Origin of the sequence: Rhodoplanes sp. Z2-YC6860 (assembly GCF_001579845.1) — a bacterium.
Taxonomy (GTDB): domain Bacteria; phylum Pseudomonadota; class Alphaproteobacteria; order Rhizobiales; family Xanthobacteraceae; genus Z2-YC6860.
On sequence record NZ_CP007440.1, the window covers coordinates 2,814,615 to 2,840,937 of the forward strand.

Sequence of the window (26,323 nt, forward strand, 5' to 3'; positions counted from 1 at the left end):
CCGCCTGCGGCGGGCACCTCAGGGTGACGGTGTTAGATTAGCGTGTGCAACCAATTACTGCAGCTGCCCGCGCACCCATTCGAGCTCGCGGCAGACATAGTCGACGATGTCGCCGGTCTTCAGATGATCCGGCAACACGTCCCAGGTGTAGGTCTCGATCTCGAGTTGCCGCGACAGCGGCTTCTGCTTGTGGAATTTGAGCGCATCCTCGATGGCAAAGCGCGTGGTGCCGAATTCGCCGAGGTCGTCGAGGAACACCGGCACATGGAAGTGCGTCCGCCACTCGCGCGGGCCGGGATCGCTCTCCCAGGCCTTGAAGGCGTCCTCCAGATTGAGGAAGCGGTTCAGCTTGCCGTCCTTCTTCTCGACGGTCTGCGTCAGATAGATCGTCTTGGCGTAGCGCTTCAGCGTGTCGACGATCTTCTGCGTGACGTTCGGAATCCGCATCGCCGCCGCTTCCTGCAGCTTGAAAATGGGAATGCCGGCATCGACCAGCTTCTGCAGCGACACCGGGATGTCCTCGTAAACCACGGCCTGGTGGCAGATGTCGAACACCGTGCCGACGAACTTGCGCTGGCCGAGGATCGCATCGGCAATCGGGATGTTGGCGAACTTCGCCAGCATCTCGGCGGACTTGCCGGTGTAGAGATGGTTGGTGAAGTAATCGACCGTCTCGTCGGTGGTCTCGAGGAAGCAGAACGGCTCGGGCTCGAGCGCGAGGGTCACCACGCGGCCGGTGCGCTGTTCGAGCTTGATGAGATGCGAAGCCACCCGCATCACGTGCTCGGTGTAGCTGTCGATCACGGCCTTGCCGGTGACGTTCGGTTTGAAGCCCAGCGGCGCGCTCTGGATCGATGGCTGGATGCTTTCCGGCACCACGTCGGCGAGAATCTCGGCGACGTTGATGGTGTACTGGGTGCGCTCCTCGCTGCGCCAGTCGGGCTCGTAGACCTGCTCCTTGACGATGGTGTTCTTGAACGGCCCGTAGGGAAACGCGTTCACGGTGTAGAGATACATGTTGTTGTCGGCGAGAAATTTCTTCAGCTTGTCGCGCTCGGGCTTGCTCTTCACGAGCGTCGCGGCCGACGCGTTGGACAGGCGCAGCGACACGCCGAACGGATCCTTGGGTGACACGCGCTTCTGCACCTGCGGCACGTAGGTGGTGAGCGACGTCCACATGTCGTCCCAGGTGTCGCCGGGATGCACCAGCGTCGAGTAGGTCAGGTGGCCGAGGCCCTTGCCGAGATCCATCGTTGAACTGCTTTCTTTCTCACGAAACTTTTTCGACTTGACCGGTCTTGGCCGAACGGATCACCGCCTCGGTCACCGCGGCCCCGTGGATGATCTGCTCGGGCGGGATCGGGAAGGGCGCCTTGCCGTCGATGGCGCCGGCGAAGGCCTCGAAGGTGGCGCGTACGATGTCGAGCCGCTCGGCCTCCCAGGTCTCCGCGTTGCCTTTGACCGGCTGGAACTTGCAGGCGCCGAACTGCCGCGTCCGGCGCTCCTCCGACGGCGCACCGGCGACATGGGTGACGCCCTCGATCCGCACCCAGCCTTTCGAACCGAACGCCTGGAAGCCGAAGCCCGCGCCGGTCGTCGTCATGGTGCCGAGATAGCCGGAGCTGCCGCCCCTCATCTTGAACAGCATGGAGGTGGTGTCGTCCGTGCCGTTCTGCACCACGCGGGCGAAGCTCTGGCAGTAGACCGTGTCGATCTCGCCCGAGAGATAGATCATCGCGTCGATGGCGTGCACGCCCATCGGCGCAAGCCCGCCGAGCGGCGCCTCGTCCTTGTTGGAGCGCCAGGCGGTCGGCGGCAAAAACAATGCATTGGGATAGGTCATGCTCGCTTCGATGTGCTGAAGCGTGCCGAGGTCGCCGGCCTTGATGCGGCCTGCAAGCTTGATCATCTCCGGATGGAAGCGGCGGTTGTAGCCGATGCCGAGAATGCAGTTGGCCTTGCGCAGCGCCTCGACCGCCTGCTCGGCCTCCTTCTTGGTGAAGGTGAAGGGCTTCTCGCAATAGACATGCTTGCCGGCGGCGGCCGCGGCCGCAATCTGCGCAAGATGGCCGGACACCGGCGTCGCCAGCACCACGGCGTCGATCTTCGGGTCCTTCAGCACCGCCTCGTAGCTCGGCGCGATGGCAAGCCCGTGCTGCTTGGCGAAGGCTTCGTCGTCGGGCTTCACCGTGCGGGTCTGCATCGTGGTGATGCGCATCGCAGCGCCTGGGGCAGCGAGCGATTCCACCATGGTCCGGCCCCAAGTGCCCAGACCGACGACGGCAGCATTGATCATGCGAACTTTCCTATTTTCGACGAGTTCATTTGGGCCAGGTCAGCATCGCCAGCGCGATGCAGCACACGCTCCAGAATGCGCAGTATTCGATGCCGCCGATCACCCAGATCCACTTTTTGGTGACCTTGTAGGTCGCGGCGGCGGCGACGAAAAGATGGAAAGCTGCAATCAGCGCGACGTAGGGTGTGTAGATGCCGAACAGCAGCAACAACGTCAGCACGGTCTCGATCGCGCCTGCGATATACATCCAGGTCGCCGGCGGATTGAACTTCGCGGCCTTGAAGAAGTTCAGCGTCGCGGGCTCGGTGAATTTGCCGATCACGTGCGGCAGGAAGAACAGCGCGCAGGCGAGCCGCAGGATCACGGTTCCATCGAGCAGGTTGAATTTGTCAGCCCAAGACATGCGCTTCCCCCGTTTCGGCTTTCGCGGCGCATTTCAATGGATCGCGGAGGAGCGCGCAAGGGTGGGCGCAATTGTGTGTTGGCTGTCCCACCATGCGGGCGTTTGCCATCGGGCCTCAGCCTTGAATTTTGGACTTGGGATGCTCTCTCCCGGCCTCATGGTGAGGAGCTTGCCGAAGCGAACCGCAGGCAAGCGTCTCGAACCATGGGGCAGCCCCCATCCTTCGAGACGCGCGGCTTTGCCGCGCTCCTCAGAATGAGGGCGGAGAGAGCGCTCGCGCATGGCAGCGGCTAAGCAAAGCCCGCCTCACCACCCAATCTCCTTGTTACCCTTCAGCCATCCCGCGCCGAGCGTGTAAAGCTCGTCGGTCTTGGGGCCATCGAGGCCGGGCATGTCCTCCTTCACCTTGTAGCCGACCTTGGTCTGCAGATAGGCGAGGTGGCGGTAGCCGACCGGAAAGCGCGCCAGCAGCTTCGGGTCGAGCTTCGGCGCCTTGGTCGGGTCGACCGGAATGATCTGGTCCTTTTCATAAGTCAGGCGGCGCCAGACCAGGCCCCATTGGCCTTTGCGCTTTTCCAGGAAGTCATAGAACCGGCCGATGCAGATCACGTCGCATTCGACGCCTTCGACCACGGCGCGCTGCGAGATCGACATCTTGGTCTGGGCGATGGCGCGCTTCTTCCTGATCTCGATCGAGGTGCCGCCGAGGAAATGATAGATGCGCACGCCCTTGGCGTAGCCGGCCTTGTTGGCGGCGATGAATTCCTCGAACGTGCCTTGAAACCAGGTCGCCCACATCCGGCCTTCCGGATGCCAGACTGTCCTGAACTTGTCCCACTGCAGGCTGTCGCGCCAGACCGCCCAGTTGTCGATCAGCTCGCGGATCGCGAGCTTGTCTTCCATCTTGTTTTTCATTGTGCCTCCCGACGCCTGCTGGCGCCGGGAGAAAGACTGCCTCAACGTCCAGCCGGACACTAGGTCCAGTGGCGCAAGAAATGCTCGCAGCAGACAGGCTATTCGGGAGGTGCGGGCCCCGGCCCGTTGACCTGGACCGCTTTGGCATTGGCGACATCGAACTGGAACGCACCGGCCTGCTGCGTCTCAGCTGCGGGTCTCCCTTGCAGTCGCGGATAGAACGCGGCGAGGCTGACAAACCGGTCGTGGTTCATTCCGCCGTCCGGCGACTGCAGCCGCGAGATGTCGATAATCCGGACCTTGGCCTTCACGGCGGCTTCCTGTACGAGCGGATTGTCGACATCCAGCGCGCCAGCCCGCACCCGCGAGCCTCCGGCGATGCTCGAGAACCTGAGCGCAGCGTCGTCCTTGGACACCAGGATTGTCAGCGGCGGCTTCAACGGGCCGATCGTCTGCACCTGAGAGCGAAACTCATCGACGTCGATGTCGGGCGCCGCGAGCACGACGCGGCCAAGACGCGCAATCACGCGGTCGCGGCGCTGTACGCGCAACTCCCGCAAGGCTTCGGCGGTCAGGAAGCCGCCCATGCTGTGCGCCACGACCGTGATCTCGCCGACCTGCGGGCTGCCCGTCACCATCGCGAGCAGCGCCATGAGATCGTCACGCGAGGCGATCGCGGCCTTCCGGTCCGCATCATATTCGGCCACGTCGGCCTGCGACGGCCAGGCGAACAGAATCGGAGTTCCAGCGCCGCCGGCGTCGGCATCGATTTACGCCAGCCGATAGAGCGATTCCTGGAAGTTGTTGTTGAAGCCGTGGACGAAGATCAGCACGTTGTGCTTTTTGCCCGGGCGAGGCGGCGCGACGGCGTTGCGGAAATCTGCGTCTGTCAGCACCGCCTGATCGACGGTGGCAAAGCTCACGCGTGGATCGGCGGCCCCTTTCGGCCACTCGATATTGCCGGGCTGGTGATTGGATGGAACGGTCACGACGAACTTGGCGAAGTTGAGCGTGTCCGAGCGCTCCGCCGTGAACACGTTCCCGGTCGGTGCCGCGCGCTTGCGGGTGGTTGCCACGTAGACCGGCAGTGTCTTGGCGCCGGGAACGGCTGCGACCGGCGCCAGCACATCCGGCCCTGGGCGGGTGGCGCAGCCGATCAACATAAAGGCGAGCGCAACAAAGATCAGCGAATGCGCACTGCCACGTCCAAGCCAAGCGGGATTACACACCATCGCAATGGTCCCCGACAGACGCTGCGCCAGTTTATCAGCCGCCCGGTGACCCATCGCCTGCACTGCAGCGGCTGGCAGAGGGTGCGCCGGCAGGAATAATTCGCCGTTAATTTTTGAATGCAAGCTGGTTGGAGTTTTGATTTGCAGGCCCGCTTCAGGGCATGGTGGCAGCCTGAGCAAACTTTGGGGCGGCAACGGCAGGGGAGCTGAGATGGCTAGGCTTGCGGGAAAGAGCGCAATCGTGACCGGTGGCGCGGTCGGCATCGGCCGGCATTATTCGCAGGCGCTCGCCGCCGAGGGCGCGCAGGTGATGATCGCCGACATCAAGGACGGCTCCGGCGTTGCCGCAGAGATCGCGGCGAAGCACGGCAGCAACTCCACGGCGAGTTTTCAGTTCGACGTCAGCGACGAGGCGCAGTGCAAGGCGCTGGTCGCCAAGACTATCGAGCGCTTCGGCAAGATCGACATCCTGATCAACAACGCTGCGCTCTACGCGCCGCTGCCCACTGTCGGCGTCACCGAGATGGACGTGGAACTGTGGGACAAGGTGATGGCGGTGAACATTCGCGGGCCATTCCTGATGACCAAGCACGTCGCGCCGCACATGATCGCCCGGAAAAGCGGCAAGATCGTCAACATCGGCTCCGGCACGGTCGCCCGCGGCATCCCGGATTTTTCCCACTACGTCACCTCGAAGGGCGCGGTGACGGCGTTTACCCGCTGCACGTCGCGTGAGCTCGGCGCCCACGGCATCTGCGTCAACACACTGGCGCCGGGCTACACGCTGTCCGACACCGGTCTCACCAACGCGGTGCACGTGGAGCAGTCCAAGGCCGCGGCGATCCAGCGCAGGGCGCTCAAGCGCGACGAGTATCCGGAGGACCTGTTGGGCACATTGGTGTTCCTGTGCTCGGCCGACAGCGACTTCATGACCGGGCAGGTGATCACGGTCGACGGCGGAGCCAACAACACCGCGTGATTCCGTGTTGGTGTTGCGATTTGGTCCCCTCGCCCCGCGAAGCGGGGAGAGGGTCCCGAGCGAAGGCGAGGGGGGGAGAGGGGTGCTGCAGCTAGAAGAGCCCTCTCCCGGCTCGCCTTCGCTCGCGACCCTCTCCCGCAAAGGCGGGAGAGGGGACAAGAGCCGCGGCGCTGCCCGATAGGGGAAATTGCACCAAAACCCTGACAAGACCCGCAAATCGCGAATACCGCGAGGGTTCGAGGCCCGCTATCAATTCATAGCAAAATCATTATGTTTGGGCGAAATGAGCCCGGTTTGCCCTGTCGCAGAGCCGGATTTGGAAATCCAAGGAGGACCGCATGTCCGTCGCCACCCTCGATCCCAAACACAATGTGACGGGCAACCGTCAGGCCTACTACGACAAGATCAGCAAGAAGGACATGGCGCCGCTGTGGGAGGTGCTCCGCAACGTCGTCACCAAGGAGCCGAAGTCGAAGTGCTCGCCGAACCTCTGGAAGTTCGACGAGGTCAAGAAGCTGATGCTCGAAGCCGGCGATGTGATCTCGGCCGAGGAGGCTGAGCGCCGCGTGCTCGTCCTGGAAAATCCGTCGCTGCGCGGTCAGTCGCGCATCACCAATTCTCTCTTTGCCGGCATCCAGCTCATCATGCCAGGCGAGATCGCCGAAGCCCATCAGCACGTCTCGTCGGCCATCCGCCTGGTGCTCGACGGCAACGGCGCCTACACCGCGGTCGAGGGCGAGAAGGCCAGCATGGCGCGGGGCGACTTCATCCTCACCCCGAACTGGGCGCCGCACGACCACGGCAATCCCGGCAAGGAGCCGGTGATGTGGCTCGACGTGCTCGACATGCCGACCGTCAACCACTTCGAGACGTCGTTCATGACGCACTTCGACGAGAAGGCGCAGAACACCGCGCGGCAGGACGGCGACTCGCTCGACCGCTACGGCTCGGGCGTGCTGCCGGACGGCACGACGCTCGACACCTTCAAGACGCGCAGCCCGGTCATCAACTACACCTATGCCCGCACCAAGCCGATCATCGAGCGGATGCTCAAGGCCGGCGACGTCGATCCGGTTCACGGGGCCCGCGTGCGCTATTCCAACCCGGTCACCGGCGGCCACGTCATGGCGACCATGGGCGCCTACCTCGCGCTGTTCCCGAAGGGCTTCAAGGGTAAGGACTATCAGTCGACCGACGGCACGATCTTCGTCTGCGTCGAAGGCCACGGCTCGACCAAGGTCGGCGACAAGGTGCTGGAGTGGGGCCCGAACGACGTGTTCGTGGTGCCGTCGTGGCACAAATACGCCCACGACATGAACGAGGAGTCGGTGCTGTTCTCGATCTCCGATAAGCCGGCGCAGGAAGCGCTGGGCATCTGGCGCGAGAAGAAGTAACGCGCTGAATTCGTTTTGTTGAGTTCGATGCCCCGTCGCAAGGCGGGGCATTTGTTTTTGGCGCTCTCTCCGCCGTCATTCCGGGGCGCCGCGAAGCGGCGAACCCGGAATCCAGACGGAAATTCAGTGCTAGGTAATGGATTCCGGGTTCGCGCCTTCGGCGCGCCCCGGAATGACGGCATGCCTTAAGCCGGCGCTGCCGTGGTGGTTACATTGCGCCTTCGCCGCAAATGATCGAACACCAGCAGCGCGATGCCGGCGCCGATGCCGATGAAGTTGATCGTGTAGCCCACGCTCCCGCTGAACGACTCCGGCGGCAGCGCGATCGGCAGCGCCAGGCCGCCATAGACGAAGCGCATTGCGGTGGTGAGCGGCGTCAGCGCGAAGCCCACGATTGCCGCTGTGCCGACGAACAGTGCGAACAGGATGCGCACGAAATTCCAGACGATCAGATAGGTCGGCCCATCCATCAGCAGGCTCGGCGTGAGCACGAACAGGAACGGCAGGATGAAGGTGCTCCAGCCGACGAGACACGCGATCCAGCCTGTGGTCCAGCCGTCGGTGCGGGCGATGTTGGCGGCCGCATAGGCGGCGAACGCCACCGGCGGTGTGATCATCGACAGCATGCCGTTGTACATCACGAACATATGCGCGGCCATCGGCGTGACGCCGAGCTTGACCAGCGCCGGCGCGAGCAGTGTCGCGGTGAGGATGTAGACGCTCACCGTGGGCAGCCCGATGCCGAGCACAAAAGCGAGCACCGCGATGAGCAGCAGCAGCAGGAACACGTTGTCGCCGGACAGTGCCAGCAACTGCAAGGTCATGCTGAAGGCAAGACCCGAAATGCTCATGACGCCGACCATGATGCCGGCGGCGGCACCGATCAGGATGATGTCCAGCGAGACGCGGCCGCTCTCGATGATGGCAACGGTGATTTCGCGGATCGAGGTGCGCTTGCCGCGATAGCCGAAGATCAGGGTCAGAACGATCAAAAGGGCGGTGGAGGCAACGGCGGCCTTCTCCGGCGTCAGCAGCAGCACCTCGGGATAGATCAGCGCGATGACCAGAAAGAAGATCGGCACCAGGAAGTGCCAGCCGGATTTGATGATCGTGCTGAGCGGCGCCATCTCCTCGGAATCGACGCCGCCGATGCCGTGCTTCGCCGCCTCGAGATCGACGTGGATGAACAGGCAGGCGTAATACAGCACGGCCGGGATCGCGGCGGCGATGCACACTGCGCCGTAAGACACTTGCAGGAATTCGGCCATGATGAAGGCCGCGGCGCCCATCACCGGCGGCATCAATTGGCCGCCGGTCGATCCGACCGACTCGATTGCGGCGGCGCGATAGGCCGAGAAGCCGGACTTCTTCATCGCCGGAATGGTGACGACGCCGACCGCGAGCACGTTCGACACCGCGCTGCCGGAGATCATGCCGAACAAGGCCGAGCCGACGACCGCGATCTTCGCTGCGCCGCCGCGGAAGCGCCACATCGCAGACATTGCCAGGTCCGAGAAGAAATCCGCGCCGCCGGTGCGGGCCAGCACCTGGCCGAGGATGGTGTACGGGATCACCACGAGGACGGCGACCTGCAGGATCGAGCCGATCATGCCGTTCACGTCGAGACCGACGTAAGCGACCATGCGTTCTGGGCTGACCCAGCGGGTCTGGAAATCGCCGGGCGAGAACGGGCTGATGTAAACGTAGACCGCGATCGCCAGAATGATGGCGACAAAGCCCCAGCCCGAGATGCGGCGGCTCGCCTCCAGCACCAGGAACGTCAGGATCGCGCTACCGAGCACGCCCTCGAAGGGCAGCATCGCAAGCTCGTAGGTCAACGCCTCGTAGCGGACGGTGATGTAGGCGCAGAGCGCAAGCGACACCGAAGCGCAGACCCAGTCGAGCCCGCGCGCCACCGACATGCGGTTGGCCGCGAAGGTCCAGGCGAGCGCGGCGGCCAAACCCGCCACGGCGGGCCAGGCCACCACGCCGTCATGCTGATAGTGATAGACCAGATAGACCGCGATGGTCAGCGCCGTGATGGCGCCGCCGAGATCGAAGGCGTCGGCCTTGCGCGTGGCCTCGGTGATGAAGGCCAGCGCCAACGTCAGGCCCAGCGTTACGGCAAGCAGCTGCTCGGTGTAAAACGACATGCCGAACACCTGACGCGGCACGTCGAGCACCCAAAGCACCACGCACGCGACCAGCAGCGCCTGGATCGTCATCGAGGCGATGACCGTTGCCCTCGACGACTCGGCCGCGAACTCCTCGGTGCTGGCGATGAAACGCTCTTCCGACGCCGCCGAAATATGAGCGCCGGGCGCTTGCTGCTGATCGGTCACGCGGCAGTTCTCCGATCAATAGGCTTTCGCTTCGATCTTGTGGTCCTGGAAGTATTTTAGCGCGCCCGGGTGATAGGTCATCTCGTGCTTGCGATACATCGTGTCGACCGAGAAGTCGTTCATCGCCGGCGCGGTCGCCACCATGTCGGGCTTGTTCTTCGCCATGGTGTCGATGATCTTCTCGACGGTCTCGTTCTTCATCTTGGAGTTGGTGAACAGGATGTAGTCCATGCTGTAGACGTTCATGGGCTCCAGCACGCCGACATAGGCCGGGATCGGCTTCACGTCGCTGAAATAGCCATAGGGGAAGATCTTGCGGCTCGCCGCGAGGCCTTCCGGTGTGTCGCCGACTTTCACGGCACGCACGCCGCCGACCGTGGCGTCAGCCTCACGCACCTTCGGGCCGCCGAACGAGAACATGAACATGTCGTTGGAGCCGGACATGAAGTCGTCGCCGCCACGCAGCACGTTCGGCACCATCACGGGCTTGACATCCGCCAGCGTAAGATTGGCGGTGGCGAGCATCGCCTGTGTGTTCTTGTCGAGGGTGCGCATCGCCGAATAGCCGGCCGGCACGCGCTTGCCCTTGACGTCGGCCATATTGACGATGCCGCTGTCTTTCCTGGCGAAGAAGCCCATGCGCAGCACATAGATCGAGCCGATCACGCGCAGATCGTTCTGCAGCTTGCCGGTCTGGATGCCCTCGACGACCTCGAGCATGTTGGCCATGCCGAGGTCGATCTCGCCGCGCGCCACCATCGGGATCAGCACCGACTCGCCGGCGGTCGCTTGGACGAGCGTGTTGAGGCCGCCCTTTTCCTTCAGCGTCTTGGCGATCGCGGATGCGACCGTGTTGGCGAGCGTGCCGGGCTGCATGGTGGCAAGCCCATAGGTCTGCGCTGTCGCGGACCCGCCGCCGAAGACGATCGTTGCGGCGAGTGCCGCGCCGAACAATCCATGCCGAAGCATCACACGTCTGCTGCTGCCATTCATTTGTCTCGCTCCCCGCTGACTAGTCGATGGGCTTGGCTGTGAGGTTCTTTTCCTTGAAGTATTTCAGCGCGCCCGGATGGTACGGCACGCCGTATTGTTTGTAGGCGGTCTCCGCGGAGAATTCGCGAAGCACCGGCTGCACCGCGACCAGCTCGTCCTTGTTCTTCACCATCAGGTCGAGGACCTTGTAGACCAAGTCCTCCGGCACCTTGGCCGACGCGATCAAAACGTTGTCGAAGCTGTAGACCTTCATCGGTTTGTCGACGCCGGTGAAGATCGCGCCTGGCGAAACGTCGGTCAGATAAGCCCAGGGCATGATCTTGCGGGCCGCGGCCATGTTGGCTGCGTCGAGCTCCAACGCACGGATGCCGCCGACGGTGGCGTCGGCCTCCTTCACCTTCGGCCCGCCGAAGGCAAAGGAAAACATGTCGGCATTGCCGGCCATGAACTCGTCGGCGCTGCGCACCACGTTCGGCACCAGCACCGGCTTGACGTCGGCCTCTGTCAGGCCAGCGGTCGCGAGCATCGAGCGCATGGTCTTGTCGATGTTGCGCATCGCCGAATAGCCAAGCGTCACGCGCTTGCCCTTGAGATCGGCGGTAGTGAGCATGCCGGAATCCTTGCGCACGAACATCGGCGTGCGCAGCGGATGGACCACGGCGACGAGGCGCATGTCCTTGAACTGGCCGTCGAGCGCGTCCTGCGCCTCCATGATGTTGGTGATGCCGATCTCGACCTCGCCGCGGCCGACCATCGGATTGATCACCTGGTCGCCGGCGGTCGGCTGCACCAGCATGTTGATGCCGCCCTTGTCCTTGAGGACCTTGGCAATGGCGGAGGCGGTGGTGTGATTGAGCGTGCCGGGCGGCAGCGTGGCAAAGCCCATGGGCTGCGCCGAGGCGGGCGCGGCGGAAAGGCCAAAGATCAATGCAAGCGCAGCAGCGCCGGACAGCGACAAAACAGCCGCGCGAACGAGCTTCAGCATCGTTGGCTTCCTCCCCCAAGGTGCGACGTCCGGCGGTGCGAGGCCGGTATGTTTTTTGGCGGAGTGGTTCCCCGCACGGCAATCATTGCACAGCGCGGCAGGCAAGGCGAGACGCGGGTGTGAGTTCGCGGCGGTCTCAGCGCGGCGCGACACCAAACCCGCCGGCACGGTCGAGCACGATGCGTCCGGCGGCGGCGGCGCAAGCCCAGCGCGCGGTTGCAGCCGCGCCGCCGAACGAGAAGAAGTGCGCCGATACACGCCCCAGCGCTCTTTCGCCGCAGCTTTCTGCAAGCGGCCGGATGATGCGGTCGGGCGTGCTGACGCCGAGCAGATGCTTCACCAGGCCTGGCTGGCAGGCAAGGCCGCGCGCCGAGGCGCGGACGCCGCACAAGCGCGCAAAGCGCATCAGCGCGGCGACGTTCGCAGGCCCCGCCATGCCGATCTGAACCGGGTGCTCGATGCCGAGCGCGCGCAGGCGCTCGATCCAGTTGGCGATGGCCGCGGCGTCGAAGCAGAACTGCGTGACGATCGTGACCGCGAGTCCGGTCTGCTCGGCGGCCTCGATCTTGGCCACAAGCGCACGGTCGAGCGCTTCCGTTGACAGCCGCAGGTGACCTTCGGGATAGCCGGCGATACCGATCTCGACAATGCCGTGCCGCTGCAACAGTCCGGTGTCGATCAATTCGAGCGCGCTGGTGAAGGGCCCAGCGGCGGTTGCGACATCGCCGCCGATGACGAGGGCACGCCGTACATTGGCCCATCGCGACAGCCGCGACAGCAGATCTTCAAGCGCCGCACGGCTTTCGATGCGGCGCGCAGCGATATGCGGCACCGGCTCGAAGCCTTGGGCCCGGAGCCGGGTCGCCGCCGCAATCAGCTCGGACAGCGGGCTGTTCGGGATGGCTGGGACATACACCGGCGTTTTCGCCGGCAGCACCGATTTCAATTCGATCAGATCGGCGTCGGACGGCCGCGTGATCTCCATCGAGAAGTGACGGAGAAAGGCCGTGACGAGCGGCGCGGTTTCGTTGCGCTCGTTGGCGAGCGGCTGGCGCAGCAACGTGAGAGGCATGGCGCGGCCTCTCACGTCATTCGCGGCGTCTCGATATCACGTAGGACTCGTCGATGAACCACAGCCCGCCGTGCTTCTGCAGCACCTCGGCGGTGGCTTCGAGGTAGCGGCTGTCGTTCGCGGCTTCGGCCACGCGATGGTCCTCGACCTGGGACACGTAGATCGCGGCATTCCACGCCGCGAACAATGTCGAGGTGCCGATCGAGGACTCCTGCGTGATCTCGCTCGGCAGCGTGTGCATGTCGTAGCGGAACAGCGACCGGTTATCCGCATAGGCGTTGAAGTTGAGATCGCGGCCTGCGGACCCGAGCTCCTGCTTCACCGTCTTCATGATCTGATGGCGGTCGTGCAGGAATGGATTGTCGCCGGGCCAGACCTTCTGGATGATCTCGTGGCCGGGATCGTTGCCGTGCGAATGGATCGCGATCAGCCGGCCGCCAGGCCCCAGCGCGCGGGCGAGCGGCGCGATCACGCGCTTGGCCTTGAATTCGAGCGAAGCGCGGGCGCGATAAGGCTGTGACGCGATGACGAGGTCGTAGTTGGCGACGGTGCCGCCGGGCCTCGGCAGGATCGGATCGAGCAGGAACTTGTGGTCCTCGCGGTAAATCACGAGCACCACAGGCCGCTCGTACACTGGATTGCCGGTCTTGGGGCTGACGCCGGCCTTCCAGTTTTCGTTGAGGAACGGCACCAAGTCGGTAATCTGCTGCTCGAACTGGTGCGACGAGTTTCCGGTCAGCGCCACCTCGTGCCACACCATGCTGGAGGCCGCCGACAGCGACTTCACGTGGAGCCACGGCGCGTCCGCATAGGCCAGGTTGGTCAGCACCAACACAGTCGCCGGATGCTCGGTGAAGCGGTCGGACATCTTCTGCGTGGCGAGGCGCACGTCCTCGAGGCTGATCTCCTTGCCGACCACATAGAACGGCGTGTGCGGGAAGCGATCGTGCATCGTGCGCATCACCCGCGTCAGCACCGTGCCGTCTCCGACGCCGGCGTCGAACAGGCGCAGCGCCGGCGGCCGCGGATGGATGTTGGCGAGCTCCATCGACACGCGATGCGCCACCACCCACTTCTCCGAACAGGTGTTGACGAACAGCAGGTACTTCTGCCGGTTGTCGAAGAAGCGGAAGTTGCGTTGCGGGTCGGGACCGCCGGCACCGCCGCCGTGGCCGTTCGGTGTCGGCACCGGCGCGCCGTGCGGCACTGGCATCGGCATGCTCATCGCAGGCGCGGGTCGCGGGGCGGGCGCGAGGGTCGCCGCCGAGGCCGTCACGATGGCTGGAGCCGCTATCGCTTCCGCGCTGCGGTCGATGGTGCGCGGGATAACGGTCGGCCGCGCCGAAAGGCTGGCGTTGCTCGTCATGAAGTTGCGGATGCGGTCGAGCGTCTCGGTGGTGATGCGGCCGCCGTGGCGAAGGCGGCTGGCGAGCTTGCCGTCATTGACGGCTCTGCGGCCGAAGGTGGATTCGGCGAGGCCGGTCTGGCGGCAATAGTCGGAAATTTCCTGCAACAGCTCTTGGGCGTTCATGGCGGCGCTCCGGTGTCTCCTCCGGTCCCACGCCGTGCCGGTTTATGCCGGCTTGGTCGCTCCGCGCGCCATCCGATCCGGCGAGAATGCCGAAGCGATATGGGTTTTCGCGGGCCGCGACAGGCGTGGGCCCGGCTCCAATGCGACCAATTCCGGTTGAGCACGTCAACCACAATTTATCCCACTCGGCCAGTGGGCAAATATATGGGCAAATGCCCAATTTTATAAGATGCTGAATTATATTGATTTATCGGCATGTACCGCATTGCGGTACCAACTTTGTGGATGGGGCAGCCCGGCCTCGGGCTCAGCATCCACCGGCTGCCCACTGTCGGCCGTCGAAATGATGCGTCTCATTTCAGCGGTTTGGCGAGCGAAGCCGGGCGGCTACAGTCCTGTGCCTGTCCTTCCCGACCCATACCCCCAAAGAGATCCACCATGCCCCGCTTTGCCGCCAATCTCGCTTATCTCTTCACCGAGCGCCCGCTGCTCGAACGTTTTGGCGCAGCCGCGGCGGCGGGCTTCAAGGCGGTCGAGCTGCAATATCCCTATGACCAGTCGCCGGCGGCGGTTCGCGCCGAGCTCGAGCGGCACAAGCTCACCCAGCTTGGGCTCAACACTGCGGTTGGCGGGCGCGAGGGCGACTCCGGCCTCGGCGCGGTGCCGGGCCGCGAGGCCGAATGGGATGCGGTGTTCCAGCAGGCGCTGGATTACACGGTCGCGATCGGCGGCCGGGCGATCCACTGCATGGCCGGCAAGGTGCCGTCGGAGCAGCGGCCTGCGGCGGAGAAGACCTTCGTCGCCAATCTCACGCGCGCCGCGGACCTGGCGAAGGACAAAGGCGTCACGCTGCTGATCGAGCCGATCAACACCCGCGACCGGCCCAATTATTTCCTCAACCGGATCGAGCAGGCGGCCGACATCATCGGCAAGGTCGGGCGGCCCAATGTGAAAATCCAGTTCGATTTCTATCATGTGCAGATCGTGAGCGGCGACCTCATCAAACGTTTCGAGGCGCATCAGCCGCTGGTCGGTCACGTGCAGATCGCGGCGGTGCCGAGCCGCGCCGAGCCGGACGAGGGCGAGATCAACTATCCGGCGGTGTTCGAGGCGCTGGACCGACTCGGTTGGTCCGGCTGGACCGCCTGTGAATACAAGCCCCGGGCGCGCACCGAGGATGGCCTCGGCTGGGGCCGCAAATACGGCCTCGGCGGCTGAAATCCTGTCCGCTGTTAACCATAAAAATCTATGCCCTGCCTTATTTTGCGACGGGATGAGGCCCTGCTAAATTAACCTTATGGCGTGGATCAGACGGCGTCCGAAGCCCGATGCGGTGGTGGCGGAGGCCGAGCCCGGATCGCTGAAGGCGGCAGTCCGGCAAACCCGCATCGAAGTCGCCGAGCGGTCGGCCGTGGTGGTCGACCTGCGCGATGCGGAGCTTGCGCGGCTCGAACTGCTCAACGAAGCGCTCGATCCGCTGTTCAAGGAAATCCCGCCGGAGGTCGAACTGTTCGATCGCGGCATCAGCCAGGGCGATGTGCCGCGGCTCTGGATCGACGCCATCGCGCACGTGGCGATGGGGCGCGACAAGCGCCGCTATCGTTTCGTGCAGGACACGCGCTATGGCCGCAAGGTGCTGGCGGAGTCGGGCGAGATCGCCGACATCGTCAAGGCGGTGACGCACTACGTCGCGCTGCGCATGATCGAACGCGACAAGGCGCTGGCGACGGATTCGATCGGTTCGGTTGACGCGGATTCACATCGAAGCGGCTGGCGTACCGCAGGACTGTTTCTGCTCGGTCTCGTCGTCGGAAGCGGTGCGGTGTTTGCGGCGCTATGGATCGCGGCGTCGCAGCTGGCGCATTAGACGCGGACTCGACGCTAGGCTTCTCGAACTCCAGCCCTGCGCAACGCTTCTATAAGCCGCTGCAGGTCCTGTGCTCGCTGAAAAGGATAGTGCTCGCATATTTTGCGAATGTTCACATCTGGATCGAACCGCTCGTACGCCTGAAGGCCGTCCCTCGCTTCGTCGGTGTGTCCGAGCATCGCGTTGGCGGCGATGGCCACCCGAAGCGCTGGCATCCAGTTCGGCTTTACCCTCGCCGCCATGGCGGCCCAATCGCACGCCTCCTGGTCTCGCCCTGCGATGAAATGCGCAAATGCCATTGCGCTTTGGGTCAGAAAGACGCGCGGATCGAGTGGATTGAGCCGCATGGCCCTTTCCAGACTCCGGATTGCTTCCTCGTGGTCACCCGCATATCCGCGGACCCAGCCGCTTCGCTGCCATGCGGTCGCGAGATTGGCATCCAGCTCGAGCGCGCGATTGATCAGCAGGAGTGCGCGTTTCACTTCTTTGAAAAAGAAGGCGCGAACGTGTCCTCCCCAGCACAGGGCCACTGCGTCGTCGCTTCCCAACTCCACGGCGCGTTCCGTAAGACGCGAGATTTCCTCCCGGTCAAAGTCCGACTGCCAGCCGTTGGCCTTTGCAAACTGGTAGCAAGAGGCGGCCAGCCCGTAGGGCGTGGCAAACTCGGGATCTTTCTCGATGGCCGCATAGAAGAACTTCAATGCATTCGCATTGTCGTCCTTGGACCAACGGTTCCAGCTGGCGAGGCCGCGCAAATAAAGATCGTAAGCCGCAGGATTGCTGGTCGGCTCACGCTTCACGCGATCCATCTCGGCCTTTTCGAGTTGCGGTGCGATCGCTCCAACGACTCGCTCAACAAGCCGGTCTTGAAGCTCGAAAGGGTCGCCGCTGGTGTAGTCGAACTTGTCAGCCCATAAATGCCGGCCCGATAGGCCCTCTACGAGCTGTCCGGTGACTCGCATGCGGTCGCCTGAGACCCTGATGCTTCCTTCCAGGACGTAACGGACGCCAAGCTCGCGCGCGACCCGGTTCACGTCGGCCGATCCGCCCTTGTAGGTAAATGACGAATTGCGGGCGATGACAAAGAAGCCGCAATTGCGCGACAGAGCGGTGATGATGTCTTCAACAATCCCGTCGACGAGGTAGTCCCTGTCAGGGTCTCCGCCCAGATTGAGAAACGGCAACACGGCGATCGAAGGCTTTTCGAAGGTGCTGCCCGGCAGGTCGGGCGGGCGCACCTTGGCATCGCCGCTGTCTTCGCGAACGGCTCCCACAAAACGCACGCCCCGGCGCGGCAAGGTTTTTATCAGCCGCTGCTCGGTGCCGGTATCGCCGATTGCGCCCCGCGCCGCATTGATGCGGTTGGCGAGGGCAGACTCGGAAACGATGCGCCCGTGCCAGACCGCGGCCAACATATCGTCCTTGGTGACGACCCGTTCGCGGTGCCGCATCAAATGAACAAGGAGATCGAAAACCTGAGGCTCGACAGCCACGAGCGAATTTTTCCGGCGCAACTCCCGCCGATCCGTGTCGAGTACGCAGTCCTCGAAATAATAGCGCAAGACAGCATTCCGCCTGTCGCCCGGCGAAAGTGTAACACACAGTCTCCAAAGGAAAAATGGAGGGAATCCTAATCGGAAACTCATCCGGCATGAAAGACCGCGGCGGCGGTCTCTGGCATGGGAAGGCACCGATCGAGAATGCCTGAGGAGTGTATGAACGTGGAACTGTCCTTGTCCGGAGTTCGCCCTGTGGCCGCATCGCTGATGTTTGTCGCCGGGCTGTGGCTGACGGCGTCAACGGTCGCGGCGCAACAGAAATACACCGTCGAGCCGGTTGCCGAGATGAAGGTCAAGCAACTGCCCAAAGGCGAGTTGTTCTGGCGCGTCGAGAATTTCCCGACGCTGGGTGCAGCGAAAACCGCCGCACCGCCGTATCGCTGGAATCCGGACACTGTCAGCTATGATGGATTGCCATCGCTGTCAGCTGAGGTCGCCGGCAAAGCATGGCTCTTCACGCTCGGTCCGAAGGGTGGGGCAACGGCGGGCGGAACGAAGGTTGCTGAGATCGGACCCGTTCCTCCGCTCAGCGCTCCCGAGTATCTGTTGCGTGTGAACTACGGACACGGGCCGGCAGGTTCAGCAACGCCGGTGCACACGCATCCCGGCTCCGAAACATTTTATGTGGTCGCCGGCAGATTGGGTCAACGGACTCCGCAGGGCGTGATGAATGTCGAGGCCGGGCACTCGATGAACGGACATCCGGCCGGGACGACAATGGAGGTTTTCAACAGCGGGACGACGGAATTGACAGCGCTCATCATGTTCGTCGTCGACGCGACCAAGCCGTTCTCGGTGCCGGCCAAGTTCGAGTGAGGCAAAAAACGTCTCGATTGCGATGGTGGGCGCGCCATGGCGGACGCCGGCAAGCCCTCCGCCCGGCGCGTTTGGAAGAGGCTGGCTGGACTGGACGCTAATCCAGAAGCCAGCCGAACTTCTCCTTCGCTCGTTGCACCATCTCTTCCGACGGCTTCACAGGTGCAACAAACTCGTCGCGCCAGGAATAGGGCCGGCACGCATTGATGATCATGCGCGAGCTCGTGATGTTGCCCTTGGCGCGCTCGGCGGGTTCGATGCGCGGATCCGCCGGCGAATTCCAGGCGCCGCGGATGAAGTCGATGTCCTTGACCGGATCGGCGCGGGTGAGCGCCGCCCACATCAGCTCTTCGAGATTGGAAACGTCGATGTCATCGTCCACCACGATGACCCAGCGGCTGCCATAGGCGCCGACATGGCACTGGCAGGCGATGTGGCCGGCCTGCACGGCGTGGCCGTCGAAGCGCTGGCTGATCGCGACGCCATAAAGCAGCCGCGAGCCGCCGCATTCATGGGCCCATACTGCTTTCACATCCGGCACGCCCGCGGCCTCGATGTTCTGCTTGAGCAGCGCCGAGCGCGTGATCGCGCGATAGCGCGAATACTCATCGGGCAGGCTCTGCGGCACGAAGCCGAGCAGCACCGGATCGTTGCGATAATAGATCGCCGTGATCTCGCACAGCGGCCGCTTGCGCCCGGACTCGGTGTAGGTGCCGGTCCAGTCGCCGAACGGGCCCTCGGGCACGAGCGTTTCGGGATGGACGTAGCCCTCCATGACGATCTCGGCGTTGGCCGGGAAGGGCAACCCGGTGTGCCTGCCGCGCACGAGCTTGAGCGGCTCGCCGCGCAGGCCGCCGGCGACATCGAACTCGCAGATGCCGTCCGGCACCTCGGTGCCGCCGAGGAGGAACGTCAGCGGATCGCCACCCAGCACCAGCACCACCGGCATCTTCTCGCCGCGCTTGATGTACTTCTGGTGATGGATGCGGCCATGCTTGCCGGGCGCGGCGTTGTAGGTCACGTGCTTCTTGTCGTGCAGCATGATCCGGTAGGTGCCGACGTTGAGCGTGCCGTCGTCCGGATCCTGCGTGACGTTGTAGGAGCCGGTGCCGATATAGCGGCCGCCGTCGCCTTCGTGCCATTTCGGCGTCGGGAACAGCTCGACGTCGATGGCGTCGCCGGTGATGACGTTGTCGAAGATCGGTCCGCTGTCGACGAACACCGGCGGCACGAGGCGATCGGTGTCCCAGGCGCCGGAGAAGGCTTCGCTCAGCGCCACCTTGTCGAGCTCGGCCGGAAAGCCGAGCGTCATGTTCTTGCGCTTGCCGCCGAAGATGTTGGCCAGCACGCGGAAGCCTTTCGGCACGCCGGGAATGTCGTCGAACAGGACGGCGGGTGCCTTGTCGCTGTGGCTGACGAGCTCGGTCGCCATGCCGATCTCTTCGGCCCAGTTGGCGCCGCGAACTGTCTTCAACTCGCCGAGCCGGTCGGCCTCGGCAAGCCAGCTGCGCAGGTCGTCATAGGCGAGCCGCATGCTGGTGTTGTTCGAACCGTCCGACGCTTTTTCCTTATCCTGGCTTTTCTTGGCCATCGCTCAGTCCTCACTCCGGCAACGAAGGTTATTCAAACTTGACGCCGGCCTTCTGCAGGATGGGCGTCCAGCGTCGCGATTCCGCATGGATGAAGTCGGCGAACTGTTCCGACCCCACGCTGTTGAGCACGGTGCCGTATTTCAGAAGGCTTGCGCGATAGTCTGGATCTTCCTGTGCGGCCGCCACGGCGCGCTTGAGCTGATCGAGGATCGGCGCGGGCGTTCGCGCGGGTGCGAGCAGCCCGAACCAGACTTCGGTCTTCACGTTCGGCAATCCGGCTTCACCCATGGTCGGCAACTCGGGCAGAAGCGGCGAGCGCTTGTCGGAGGTGATCGCCAACGCCTTGATGGCGCCGGCCTTCACCTGGGGCGCCAGGATCGCGACGTCGCCGAAAATCGCGTCGATCTGCCCGCCGATCAGGTCGGTGATCGAGTTCGACGTGCTGCGATAGGGTACATGCGTGAAGGTGATGCCGGCCTCGTCCTTGAACAGCTCGTTGGCGAGATGCGTCACCGTGCCGATGCCGGCCGAGCCGATCGTCACCTTGCCGGCATTGGCTTTGGCGTAGGCGACGAAGTCCGCGATGGTTTTGACATCGAGCGAGGCGCGCACCGCGAACACCTGTGGCGACCGCCAGATCAGGCCGAGCGGCACGAGGTCCTTGTCGACGTCGTAGCGGAGCTTCTTCACCGCGGGCACCAGCACGATCGGCGCGATGCCGCCGACGACCAGTGTGTAGCCATCGTTGGGGCTGTTCACCGCGGCTTCGGTGCCCGGAACGCCGCTCGCGCCCGGACGATTCTCGATCACGATCGGCTGGCCGAGCTGACGGCGCAGCGGCTCGGCGATCAGGCGGCCGGCGGTGTCGGTCGGGCCGCCGGCGCTGAACGGAATGACGAAGCGAATGGGCTGGCTTGGGAATTCAGCAGCGGCCGCTTGCCCCGCGAGAGCAAGCAGCAATGCCGTACACAACACGCTCTTCATCGATGATTTCCTGATCGGGTTCGAGATGCTTGAGCAGTTGGCAAGTCCCATGCCATCCGCGCGCAGCATCACGAGACCTTGTGGCCCATCATGCCGGCGATGAGGTTGCGTTGGATCTGCGATGTGCCGGCCGCGACCGTCGACGGCGACGCGTCGCGATAATGCCGCTCCATATCGAACTCCTTGCTGTAGCCCATGCCGCCGCAAATCTGCATGCCCATGCGGGAAACGTTCACGTAGTTTTCGGCAGCCTTTAGCTTCGCCATCGTGATTTCCTTGAAAGCGTCCTGGCCCGAAGCGACCGTGTTGGCCGCCTGCCAAAGCAGCGCCCAGGCGGCGGCAGTTTCGGTCTGCATGTCGGCGAGCATATGCGCGATCGCCTGGTTGCTGCCGATGGCGCGGCCGAACTGCTTGCGCTCCTTGGCGTAGGCGCTGGCGAGATCGACGCAAGCCTGTGCCGCGCCGCAATTGCCTGCGGCCGAGACGATGCGCTCGACTTGCAGGCCGGAGAGCAGGCAATCCCAGCCCTTGTTCTCGCCGCCGATGATGCGGTTCTCGTCGACACGCACGTCGGTGAAGAACACCTCATAGGTGCCGGTGCAGCGGCGGCCGAGCATGTCGAGCTTGTTGAACTTGACGCCCGGCGCATCGTTGTCGATCAGGAACAGCGACATGCCCTGGCGGTAATGCACGCTGGTGTCGGTCTTGAGGTAAACGCTGAGCGTCAGGTCATCGGCGCCGGCGCCGGTGTTCCAGACCTTCTGGCCGTTGACGACGAATTGCGCGCCGTCGCGCACCGCGCGGCTGCGGAGACTGCCGACATCGGAGCCTGCCTCGGGTTCGGAGATCGAGATCGACAGCTTGCGCTCGCCGTTGATCAGCTTGGGCAGCCAGTAATGCTTCTGCTCCTCGGTGCCCTTGCGCAGGATGTTGAGGCCGCAGAACACGGCGCCGCCGAACGACATCTGGAAGTCGATGCTGTTGTAGGCGATCTCGTAGACTACGATGGCGAGATCGGCGACCGAGCCGCCGCTGCCGCCGTACTGCTCCGGAAACGCCACGCCGAACAGGCCGGCGTCGACCCAGGCTTGGTAGAGCTCGTACGGGTAGGCGTTCTCGCGTTCGAGCCGGCGGAGATAATCGCGCGGCGCGTGCTTCTCATGAAGCTTGCGGACACTGTCCTGCAGCAGTTTCTGTTCGGAACTGAGACCAAAACTCACGGGTAGCTCCTCACTTTTTGATCGGCGCAACGCCAAGCTCGGCCAGCACCTCGTCGGTGTGCTCGCCAAGCGTCGGCGGGGCTGCGCTCTCCGAGCGCTGGCCGTCGAACAGGATCGGCGAGTTGATGCTGATCACGTCGCCTTCGGTCGGATGCCTGACGGTGCCGAAGGTCTGCAAGTGCTGCACCTGCGGATCGGCCATCACGTCCGAGACGGAATGAATGGGGGCAAATGGCACGTCCGCCTTGTCGAGCGCGGCCATCCACTCGGCGCGCGACTTGGTGGCGAAGACGCGCTCGAGCGCGGAGCCGAGCTCGTGATAATTCGCGATCCGCCCCGGCCGGGCCTTGAATTTCGGATCGTCGGCGATCGCGGGCGTATCGATGATCTTAAGCAGGCTTTCCCAGAACTTGGTCTGCACTGAGAGATGGATCGCGAGAAGCTTTCCGTCCGCGCAGGTGAAGGCGTAGCACTGCGACGACGCCGTGCGCGAGGAGGGGCCATACTCGACCTTGGTCCGCGCCAGATGCACGAAGGCATCGGGCGTGAAGCCGATCGAGCTTTCCAGCATGTTGACCTCGACGCGGCGGCCTTTCAGCGTGCGCTCGCGCTCGTAGAGTGCGCTGACGATGCCGTTGACCGCATACATTCCGGTGACGTTGTCCGAGATGGTGACGCCGACGAGGCGCGGGTCCTCCGGATCGACCGCCAGGCCATAGATTCCGCTGAGCGCGCTCGCCACCGCGTCATAAGCCGGGCGGTTCTTGTAGGGTCCGGTCGTGCCGAAGCCGGTGATCGAGCAATGCACGATTTGCGGATTGATGGCGCGGATCGTCTCGGCCGAGAAGCCGAGCTTGTCCATCACGCCGGTGCGATAGTTTTCCAGCAGCACGTCAGAGCGTTCCAGCAGTGTGCGGAACGCGCGCTTGCCATCCTCGGACTTGAGGTCGAGGACGATGCTGCGCTTGCCGTGGTTGTAGGCGATGAAGTTCGGACCGTAGTTGCCGCCGCTCGTGGCGCGGAACGGATCGCCGCCGTCCGGATTCTCGACCTTGATGACGGACGCGCCCAGTTCGCCGAGCAGCATGCCGGCGTAGGGCGCGGTGATCATCGTGCCGAGCTCGATGACCTTCACGCCGTGGAGAGGGCCCGCCTGCCGTGCCATCAGCCGCCAACCTTTCATCACTCCGGACGCTTGTACGAGCCGAGGCCGGGCTTGTAGGTCTTGTCGTCGATGAACTGCTTGATGCCCTTGGAGTAGCCGTCCTCCTTGTCGCGCGCCTTCAGCTCGTTCGACTTCGCCATCAGGTACTCGTGGGCCTGGCCGACATCCATGTCGCGCACCGCCTTGATACCCTGCTTGGTGCCGCGCAGCGTCTCCGGGTTCATCTTGACGAAGCGGCGGGCAAACTCCGTGACGGTCTGCTTCAGGTCTTTCGCCGGCACCGCCTTGGTGATCAGCCGGATCTCCTCGGCCTTCTTGCCGTCGAACAGCTCACCGGTGAGGCTGTAGTAGAGCGCGTCGCGGTAGCCGAGGCACACCTGCAGCGCCTTGCTGACGAGGCCGCCCGGCAGGATGCCCCAGTTCACTTCGGACAGGCCGAACTTGGCGTCGTCGGCCGCAAACGCGAAGTCGCAGGCGACGAGCTGCGTGAAGGCGCCGCCCATGCAGAAGCCATTGACCATCGCGATGGTCGGCTTCGGGAAATTCCACAGCCGGTACCAGCGCCACTGATGGGTGGTCCATTCGGCGCGGATGCGCTCGTTCGGCTTATTCTCCAATTCGCGGAAATAGAGCTTGAGGTCCATGCCGGCGCACCAGGCCTCGCCCGCGCCGGTCAGGATCAGCACCTTCGTCTCGGGATCGCCCTCGAGGCTCAACACTACGTCGAGCATTTCCTGGTCGAGGTCGGGGCTCATCGCGTTGCGCTTGTCTGGGCGATTCAGCGTGACCCAGGTCAGGCCGTCGTCCTTTTCGACAATGACGTTCTTGTAGGTCGTAGATGCCATGGCACTCTCACATATTTCGTGCGGTAACCGCTCATTGCGCGGCTGCTGTCGATCAGCGTAATTAAAGGCATATTGCTATGTCAACGCTGGAAATGACTTGAGCATGAAAACCGAACGGATATAATTCGTGCGGTAACCGCACGAACGGATCCGCCGATGGCGCCCGCGAAATCGAAGGCTTCCGAACACTTCTCGAGCTCGCTGGCGCGCGGGCTTTCGGTCATCAAGGCATTCGACCGGCAGGCGCCGATGCTGCGGATCGCCGACGTCGCCGAGCGCACCGGGCTCGACCGCGCCACCGCCCGCCGTTTCCTGCTGACCCTGCTCGATCTCGGCTATGTCGGGCGCAGCGACGATCTGTTCTATCTGCGGCCCAGCGCGCTCGACATCGGCTTCAGCTATCTCGCCTCGCTCGACGTCAATCGTGTCATCCAGCCATATTTGAACGAATTGACCGCGGTGACGCGCGAGACTTCGAGCTTCGGCATTCTGGACGGCCTCGACATCCGTCTGCTGGCGCGCTCCGCCAACAATCGCATGATGAACATGACCGTGCCGCTTGGCACGCGCGTGTCGGCGCACTCGGCTTCGATCGGCCGCGTGCTGCTCGCCGGGCTCTCGACCGAGCGTTTCGAAGCTTACCTCGGCGCCCTGTCGGAGCCCGAGGTCAATGCCGGGCAATTCAGAAGCCTGATCGACGAGGTGCGAAGCTCCGGCTGGGCGACCATCGAGAAAAGCCCCGGCGTCGGCTTCTGTTCGATCGCCGTGCCGGTCCGCGATCGCGACGGCGGCACCATCGCGGGCATCAACGTGGTGGAATATCCGCCGCGCAACACGCCGCAAGCCATGGTGCGCAAATATCTGAAACTGTTGCGTAACGCCGCGGAGCAGATCGAGGCGGCGCTGCACGTTTCGCAGCACGCCGTGCTGGCGCTGTCCGACGATCCCGGCGGTCCGCTGCTGATTGGATAGGCGCGGTGCTAGGGTCTGATTCAACAAAGTTGAATCAGACCCGTCGCTCTTTCTCTTGTTTGAGCATGATCTTTTCCGAAAACCGTTTCACACTTTTCGGGATCATGCTCTATTTCGGCTCGGGCTTGATGCCCGCCGCGCGAAGCGTTTCACCCCAATAGGTGTTCTGCGCCGTGACGAAACTGCCGAATTCCTCCGGCGTGCTGCTGCTGAGCTCAAGCCCGGACGCCATCAGTTTGTCGGCGACGGCCTTGTCCTGAACGGTCGCCACCAAGGCTGCATTGAGCTTGGCGATGATCGCGTCGGGCGTGCCGGCCGGCGCCATGAGGCCGTACCAGGAGCCGTTTTCGAAACCGGTCATCTTGACCCCGGATTCCTCGAAGGTCGGAACGTCCGGCAATCCCGGCAGCCGCTTCGAGCCCGTGACGCCGAGCACGTTGGCCTTGCCGCTGCCCAGTCCGATTGCGGTGCTGGCGGCCGAGAACGTCGCCGAGATGTGACCCGCCACGACGTTGTTGGTGGCTTCGGCGATGGCCTTGTAGGGCACCAGCAGCGGGTCGATGCCGGTCGCTTTGATGAACGTCATGGCGGCGAGGTGGGGCGTCGTGCCGATGCCGGTGTGCCCGATCTGGATCTCCTGGCCTTTGGTTTTGGCGAGCTTCACGAAATCCGCAACGGTCGGCGTGCCGAGCGACGGCGAAGCCAGCAGCGTGAACACGGATTTGGCGGAAAGGCCGATCGGCCGGAAGTCCTTCGCCGTGTCGACGCCGAGGTTTGACGCGATATGCGGCGCGACCGCAAAGGAGATGTCGACCGCGAGCAGCGTGTAGCCGTTGGGCTCAGCCCGCGCGACGGCCTTGGAGGCAAGCCCGGAGCTTGCGCCCGGCCGGTTCTCGACGATCACCGGCCTGCCAAGGTTCTTGCTCAGGCCCGCCGCGATCACGCGGGCGACGCTGTCGGGTGGCCCGCCGGCGCCGAAGGGCACGATGATGGTGATGTCGCGGCTGGGGAATTGCGCGGCCGTCTCCTCTGCCTGAGCAACGGACGCGGTCATGCACGCGAGTGCAGCAACGGCGGACACGCAGAACTTCAAGCCGAAGCGGCTCGCACCCGAGATCATGTTTCTTATCCCTTCTTGATGTCGACGACGTGGCGCATTCC

Annotated in this window: 22 protein-coding genes and 1 pseudogene; 6 read left to right on the forward strand and 17 right to left on the reverse strand. The window is 63.9% G+C overall.

Annotated elements, in window-relative coordinates; genetic code table 11:
• Positions 1-54 precede the first annotated feature (54 nt).
• The 5 genes and pseudogenes from eboE to RHPLAN_RS40510 all read right to left on the reverse strand — a co-directional run bounded on the left by eboE (position 55) and on the right by RHPLAN_RS40510 (position 5,110).
• Positions 55-1,251 (reverse strand): metabolite traffic protein EboE, encoded by a 1,197-nt coding sequence (gene eboE, locus RHPLAN_RS13000; protein WP_068018314.1) that lies wholly within the window; start codon positions 1,249-1,251, stop codon positions 55-57.
• 19 nt (positions 1,252-1,270) lie between these two features.
• Positions 1,271-2,296, reverse strand: coding sequence for a Gfo/Idh/MocA family protein (locus RHPLAN_RS13005; RefSeq protein ID WP_068018318.1), 1,026 nt, complete (start codon positions 2,294-2,296; stop codon positions 1,271-1,273).
• Positions 2,297-2,321: 25 nt separating this feature from the next.
• A complete protein-coding gene (locus RHPLAN_RS13010; RefSeq protein ID WP_068018322.1) occupies positions 2,322-2,699 on the reverse strand; it encodes a DoxX family protein in 378 nt (125 codons plus the stop codon).
• Positions 2,700-3,005: 306 nt separating this feature from the next.
• A complete protein-coding gene (locus RHPLAN_RS13015; RefSeq protein ID WP_068018325.1) occupies positions 3,006-3,614 on the reverse strand; it encodes a nuclear transport factor 2 family protein in 609 nt (202 codons plus the stop codon).
• Positions 3,615-3,712: 98 nt separating this feature from the next.
• Positions 3,713-5,110, reverse strand: a pseudogene (locus RHPLAN_RS40510) (alpha/beta hydrolase).
• Here RHPLAN_RS40510 and RHPLAN_RS13030 point away from each other — a divergent pair.
• Positions 5,088-5,825, forward strand: coding sequence for an SDR family NAD(P)-dependent oxidoreductase (locus RHPLAN_RS13030; protein WP_198164903.1), 738 nt, complete (start codon positions 5,088-5,090; stop codon positions 5,823-5,825). The pseudogene RHPLAN_RS40510 and the gene RHPLAN_RS13030 sit on opposite strands and share 23 nt — an antisense overlap.
• Positions 5,826-6,163: 338 nt before the next feature.
• Positions 6,164-7,219 carry a gentisate 1,2-dioxygenase gene (gene gtdA, locus RHPLAN_RS13035; protein WP_068018341.1) on the forward strand — a complete coding sequence of 352 codons (1,056 nt, stop codon included), beginning with the start codon at positions 6,164-6,166 and terminating at the stop codon, positions 7,217-7,219.
• Positions 7,220-7,404: 185 nt separating this feature from the next.
• Here the strand turns inward: gtdA and RHPLAN_RS13040 are convergent, their stop codons facing one another.
• The 5 genes from RHPLAN_RS13040 to RHPLAN_RS13060 all read right to left on the reverse strand — a co-directional run bounded on the left by RHPLAN_RS13040 (position 7,405) and on the right by RHPLAN_RS13060 (position 14,142).
• The gene (locus RHPLAN_RS13040) at positions 7,405-9,561 is read right to left on the reverse strand and encodes a TRAP transporter permease (RefSeq protein WP_068018342.1); all 2,157 of its coding nucleotides are present in this window, start codon (positions 9,559-9,561) and stop codon (positions 7,405-7,407) included.
• Between the two features lie 15 nt (positions 9,562-9,576).
• Positions 9,577-10,530, reverse strand: a complete 954-nt coding sequence (locus RHPLAN_RS13045; RefSeq protein ID WP_068018344.1) for a TAXI family TRAP transporter solute-binding subunit — start codon at positions 10,528-10,530, stop codon at positions 9,577-9,579.
• 43 nt (positions 10,531-10,573) lie between these two features.
• Positions 10,574-11,539 (reverse strand): TAXI family TRAP transporter solute-binding subunit, encoded by a 966-nt coding sequence (locus tag RHPLAN_RS13050; protein ID WP_068018346.1) that lies wholly within the window; start codon positions 11,537-11,539, stop codon positions 10,574-10,576.
• Between the two features lie 136 nt (positions 11,540-11,675).
• Entirely contained in the window at positions 11,676-12,611 is a 936-nt protein-coding gene (locus tag RHPLAN_RS13055; RefSeq protein WP_068018349.1) for a methylenetetrahydrofolate reductase, read from the reverse strand.
• A 16-nt stretch (positions 12,612-12,627) separates the two neighbouring features.
• Positions 12,628-14,142 (reverse strand): hypothetical protein, encoded by a 1,515-nt coding sequence (locus RHPLAN_RS13060; RefSeq protein ID WP_068018351.1) that lies wholly within the window; start codon positions 14,140-14,142, stop codon positions 12,628-12,630.
• A 438-nt stretch (positions 14,143-14,580) separates the two neighbouring features.
• Here RHPLAN_RS13060 and RHPLAN_RS13065 point away from each other — a divergent pair, with 438 nt between their 5' ends.
• Positions 14,581-15,360: a hydroxypyruvate isomerase family protein gene (locus tag RHPLAN_RS13065; protein WP_068018353.1), complete on the forward strand. Its 780-nt coding sequence runs from the start codon at positions 14,581-14,583 to the stop codon at positions 15,358-15,360.
• A gap of 79 nt (positions 15,361-15,439) precedes the next feature.
• A complete protein-coding gene (locus RHPLAN_RS13070; RefSeq protein WP_068018355.1) occupies positions 15,440-16,009 on the forward strand; it encodes a hypothetical protein in 570 nt (189 codons plus the stop codon).
• A 14-nt stretch (positions 16,010-16,023) separates the two neighbouring features.
• On the opposite strand, the gene RHPLAN_RS13075 is transcribed toward RHPLAN_RS13070, so the two are convergent.
• The gene (locus RHPLAN_RS13075) at positions 16,024-17,571 is read right to left on the reverse strand and encodes a winged helix-turn-helix domain-containing tetratricopeptide repeat protein (RefSeq protein WP_068018359.1); all 1,548 of its coding nucleotides are present in this window, start codon (positions 17,569-17,571) and stop codon (positions 16,024-16,026) included.
• Between the two features lie 189 nt (positions 17,572-17,760).
• On the opposite strand from RHPLAN_RS13075, the gene RHPLAN_RS13080 reads away from it, so the two are divergent.
• Positions 17,761-18,384, forward strand: a complete 624-nt coding sequence (locus RHPLAN_RS13080) for a cupin domain-containing protein (protein ID WP_237180129.1) — start codon at positions 17,761-17,763, stop codon at positions 18,382-18,384.
• A 97-nt stretch (positions 18,385-18,481) separates the two neighbouring features.
• On the opposite strand, the gene RHPLAN_RS13085 is transcribed toward RHPLAN_RS13080, so the two are convergent.
• From RHPLAN_RS13085 to RHPLAN_RS13105, 5 genes are all read right to left on the reverse strand, one after another.
• Complete coding sequence (locus tag RHPLAN_RS13085) at positions 18,482-19,975, reverse strand: UbiD family decarboxylase (protein WP_068018362.1); 1,494 nt, start codon at positions 19,973-19,975, stop codon at positions 18,482-18,484.
• 28 nt (positions 19,976-20,003) lie between these two features.
• Positions 20,004-20,960: a Bug family tripartite tricarboxylate transporter substrate binding protein gene (locus tag RHPLAN_RS13090; RefSeq protein ID WP_198164905.1), complete on the reverse strand. Its 957-nt coding sequence runs from the start codon at positions 20,958-20,960 to the stop codon at positions 20,004-20,006.
• Between the two features lie 68 nt (positions 20,961-21,028).
• Complete coding sequence (locus RHPLAN_RS13095) at positions 21,029-22,180, reverse strand: acyl-CoA dehydrogenase family protein (protein ID WP_068018372.1); 1,152 nt, start codon at positions 22,178-22,180, stop codon at positions 21,029-21,031.
• A gap of 10 nt (positions 22,181-22,190) precedes the next feature.
• Positions 22,191-23,345, reverse strand: a complete 1,155-nt coding sequence (locus RHPLAN_RS13100; protein WP_068031116.1) for a CaiB/BaiF CoA transferase family protein — start codon at positions 23,343-23,345, stop codon at positions 22,191-22,193.
• 17 nt (positions 23,346-23,362) lie between these two features.
• The gene (locus RHPLAN_RS13105; RefSeq protein WP_068018374.1) at positions 23,363-24,190 is read right to left on the reverse strand and encodes a p-hydroxycinnamoyl CoA hydratase/lyase; all 828 of its coding nucleotides are present in this window, start codon (positions 24,188-24,190) and stop codon (positions 23,363-23,365) included.
• A 156-nt stretch (positions 24,191-24,346) separates the two neighbouring features.
• Here RHPLAN_RS13105 and RHPLAN_RS13110 point away from each other — a divergent pair, with 156 nt between their 5' ends.
• The gene (locus RHPLAN_RS13110; RefSeq protein WP_068018376.1) at positions 24,347-25,162 is read left to right on the forward strand and encodes an IclR family transcriptional regulator domain-containing protein; all 816 of its coding nucleotides are present in this window, start codon (positions 24,347-24,349) and stop codon (positions 25,160-25,162) included.
• Between the two features lie 109 nt (positions 25,163-25,271).
• On the opposite strand, the gene RHPLAN_RS13115 is transcribed toward RHPLAN_RS13110, so the two are convergent.
• Entirely contained in the window at positions 25,272-26,282 is a 1,011-nt protein-coding gene (locus RHPLAN_RS13115; RefSeq protein ID WP_068018379.1) for a Bug family tripartite tricarboxylate transporter substrate binding protein, read from the reverse strand.
• Positions 26,283-26,323 lie beyond the last annotated feature (41 nt).

What these genes read in the sequence shown, in the direction of transcription:
- eboE (WP_068018314.1), bottom strand. Translation starts at nt 1,251, where the DNA reads ATGGATCTCGGCAAGGGCCTCGGCCACCTGACCTACTCGACGCTGGTG.
- RHPLAN_RS13005 (WP_068018318.1), bottom strand. Translation starts at nt 2,296, where the DNA reads ATGATCAATGCTGCCGTCGTCGGTCTGGGCACTTGGGGCCGGACCATG.
- RHPLAN_RS13010 (WP_068018322.1), bottom strand. Translation starts at nt 2,699, where the DNA reads ATGTCTTGGGCTGACAAATTCAACCTGCTCGATGGAACCGTGATCCTG.
- RHPLAN_RS13015 (WP_068018325.1), bottom strand. Translation starts at nt 3,614, where the DNA reads ATGAAAAACAAGATGGAAGACAAGCTCGCGATCCGCGAGCTGATCGAC.
- gtdA (WP_068018341.1), top strand. Translation starts at nt 6,164, where the DNA reads ATGTCCGTCGCCACCCTCGATCCCAAACACAATGTGACGGGCAACCGT.
- RHPLAN_RS13045 (WP_068018344.1), bottom strand. Translation starts at nt 10,530, where the DNA reads ATGCTTCGGCATGGATTGTTCGGCGCGGCACTCGCCGCAACGATCGTC.
- RHPLAN_RS13050 (WP_068018346.1), bottom strand. Translation starts at nt 11,539, where the DNA reads ATGCTGAAGCTCGTTCGCGCGGCTGTTTTGTCGCTGTCCGGCGCTGCT.
- RHPLAN_RS13055 (WP_068018349.1), bottom strand. Translation starts at nt 12,611, where the DNA reads ATGCCTCTCACGTTGCTGCGCCAGCCGCTCGCCAACGAGCGCAACGAA.
- RHPLAN_RS13060 (WP_068018351.1), bottom strand. Translation starts at nt 14,142, where the DNA reads ATGAACGCCCAAGAGCTGTTGCAGGAAATTTCCGACTATTGCCGCCAG.
- RHPLAN_RS13065 (WP_068018353.1), top strand. Translation starts at nt 14,581, where the DNA reads ATGCCCCGCTTTGCCGCCAATCTCGCTTATCTCTTCACCGAGCGCCCG.
- RHPLAN_RS13070 (WP_068018355.1), top strand. Translation starts at nt 15,440, where the DNA reads ATGGCGTGGATCAGACGGCGTCCGAAGCCCGATGCGGTGGTGGCGGAG.
- RHPLAN_RS13085 (WP_068018362.1), bottom strand. Translation starts at nt 19,975, where the DNA reads ATGGCCAAGAAAAGCCAGGATAAGGAAAAAGCGTCGGACGGTTCGAAC.
- RHPLAN_RS13090 (WP_198164905.1), bottom strand. Translation starts at nt 20,960, where the DNA reads ATGAAGAGCGTGTTGTGTACGGCATTGCTGCTTGCTCTCGCGGGGCAA.
- RHPLAN_RS13100 (WP_068031116.1), bottom strand. Translation starts at nt 23,345, where the DNA reads ATGGCACGGCAGGCGGGCCCTCTCCACGGCGTGAAGGTCATCGAGCTC.
- RHPLAN_RS13105 (WP_068018374.1), bottom strand. Translation starts at nt 24,190, where the DNA reads ATGGCATCTACGACCTACAAGAACGTCATTGTCGAAAAGGACGACGGC.
- RHPLAN_RS13110 (WP_068018376.1), top strand. Translation starts at nt 24,347, where the DNA reads ATGGCGCCCGCGAAATCGAAGGCTTCCGAACACTTCTCGAGCTCGCTG.
- RHPLAN_RS13115 (WP_068018379.1), bottom strand. Translation starts at nt 26,282, where the DNA reads ATGATCTCGGGTGCGAGCCGCTTCGGCTTGAAGTTCTGCGTGTCCGCC.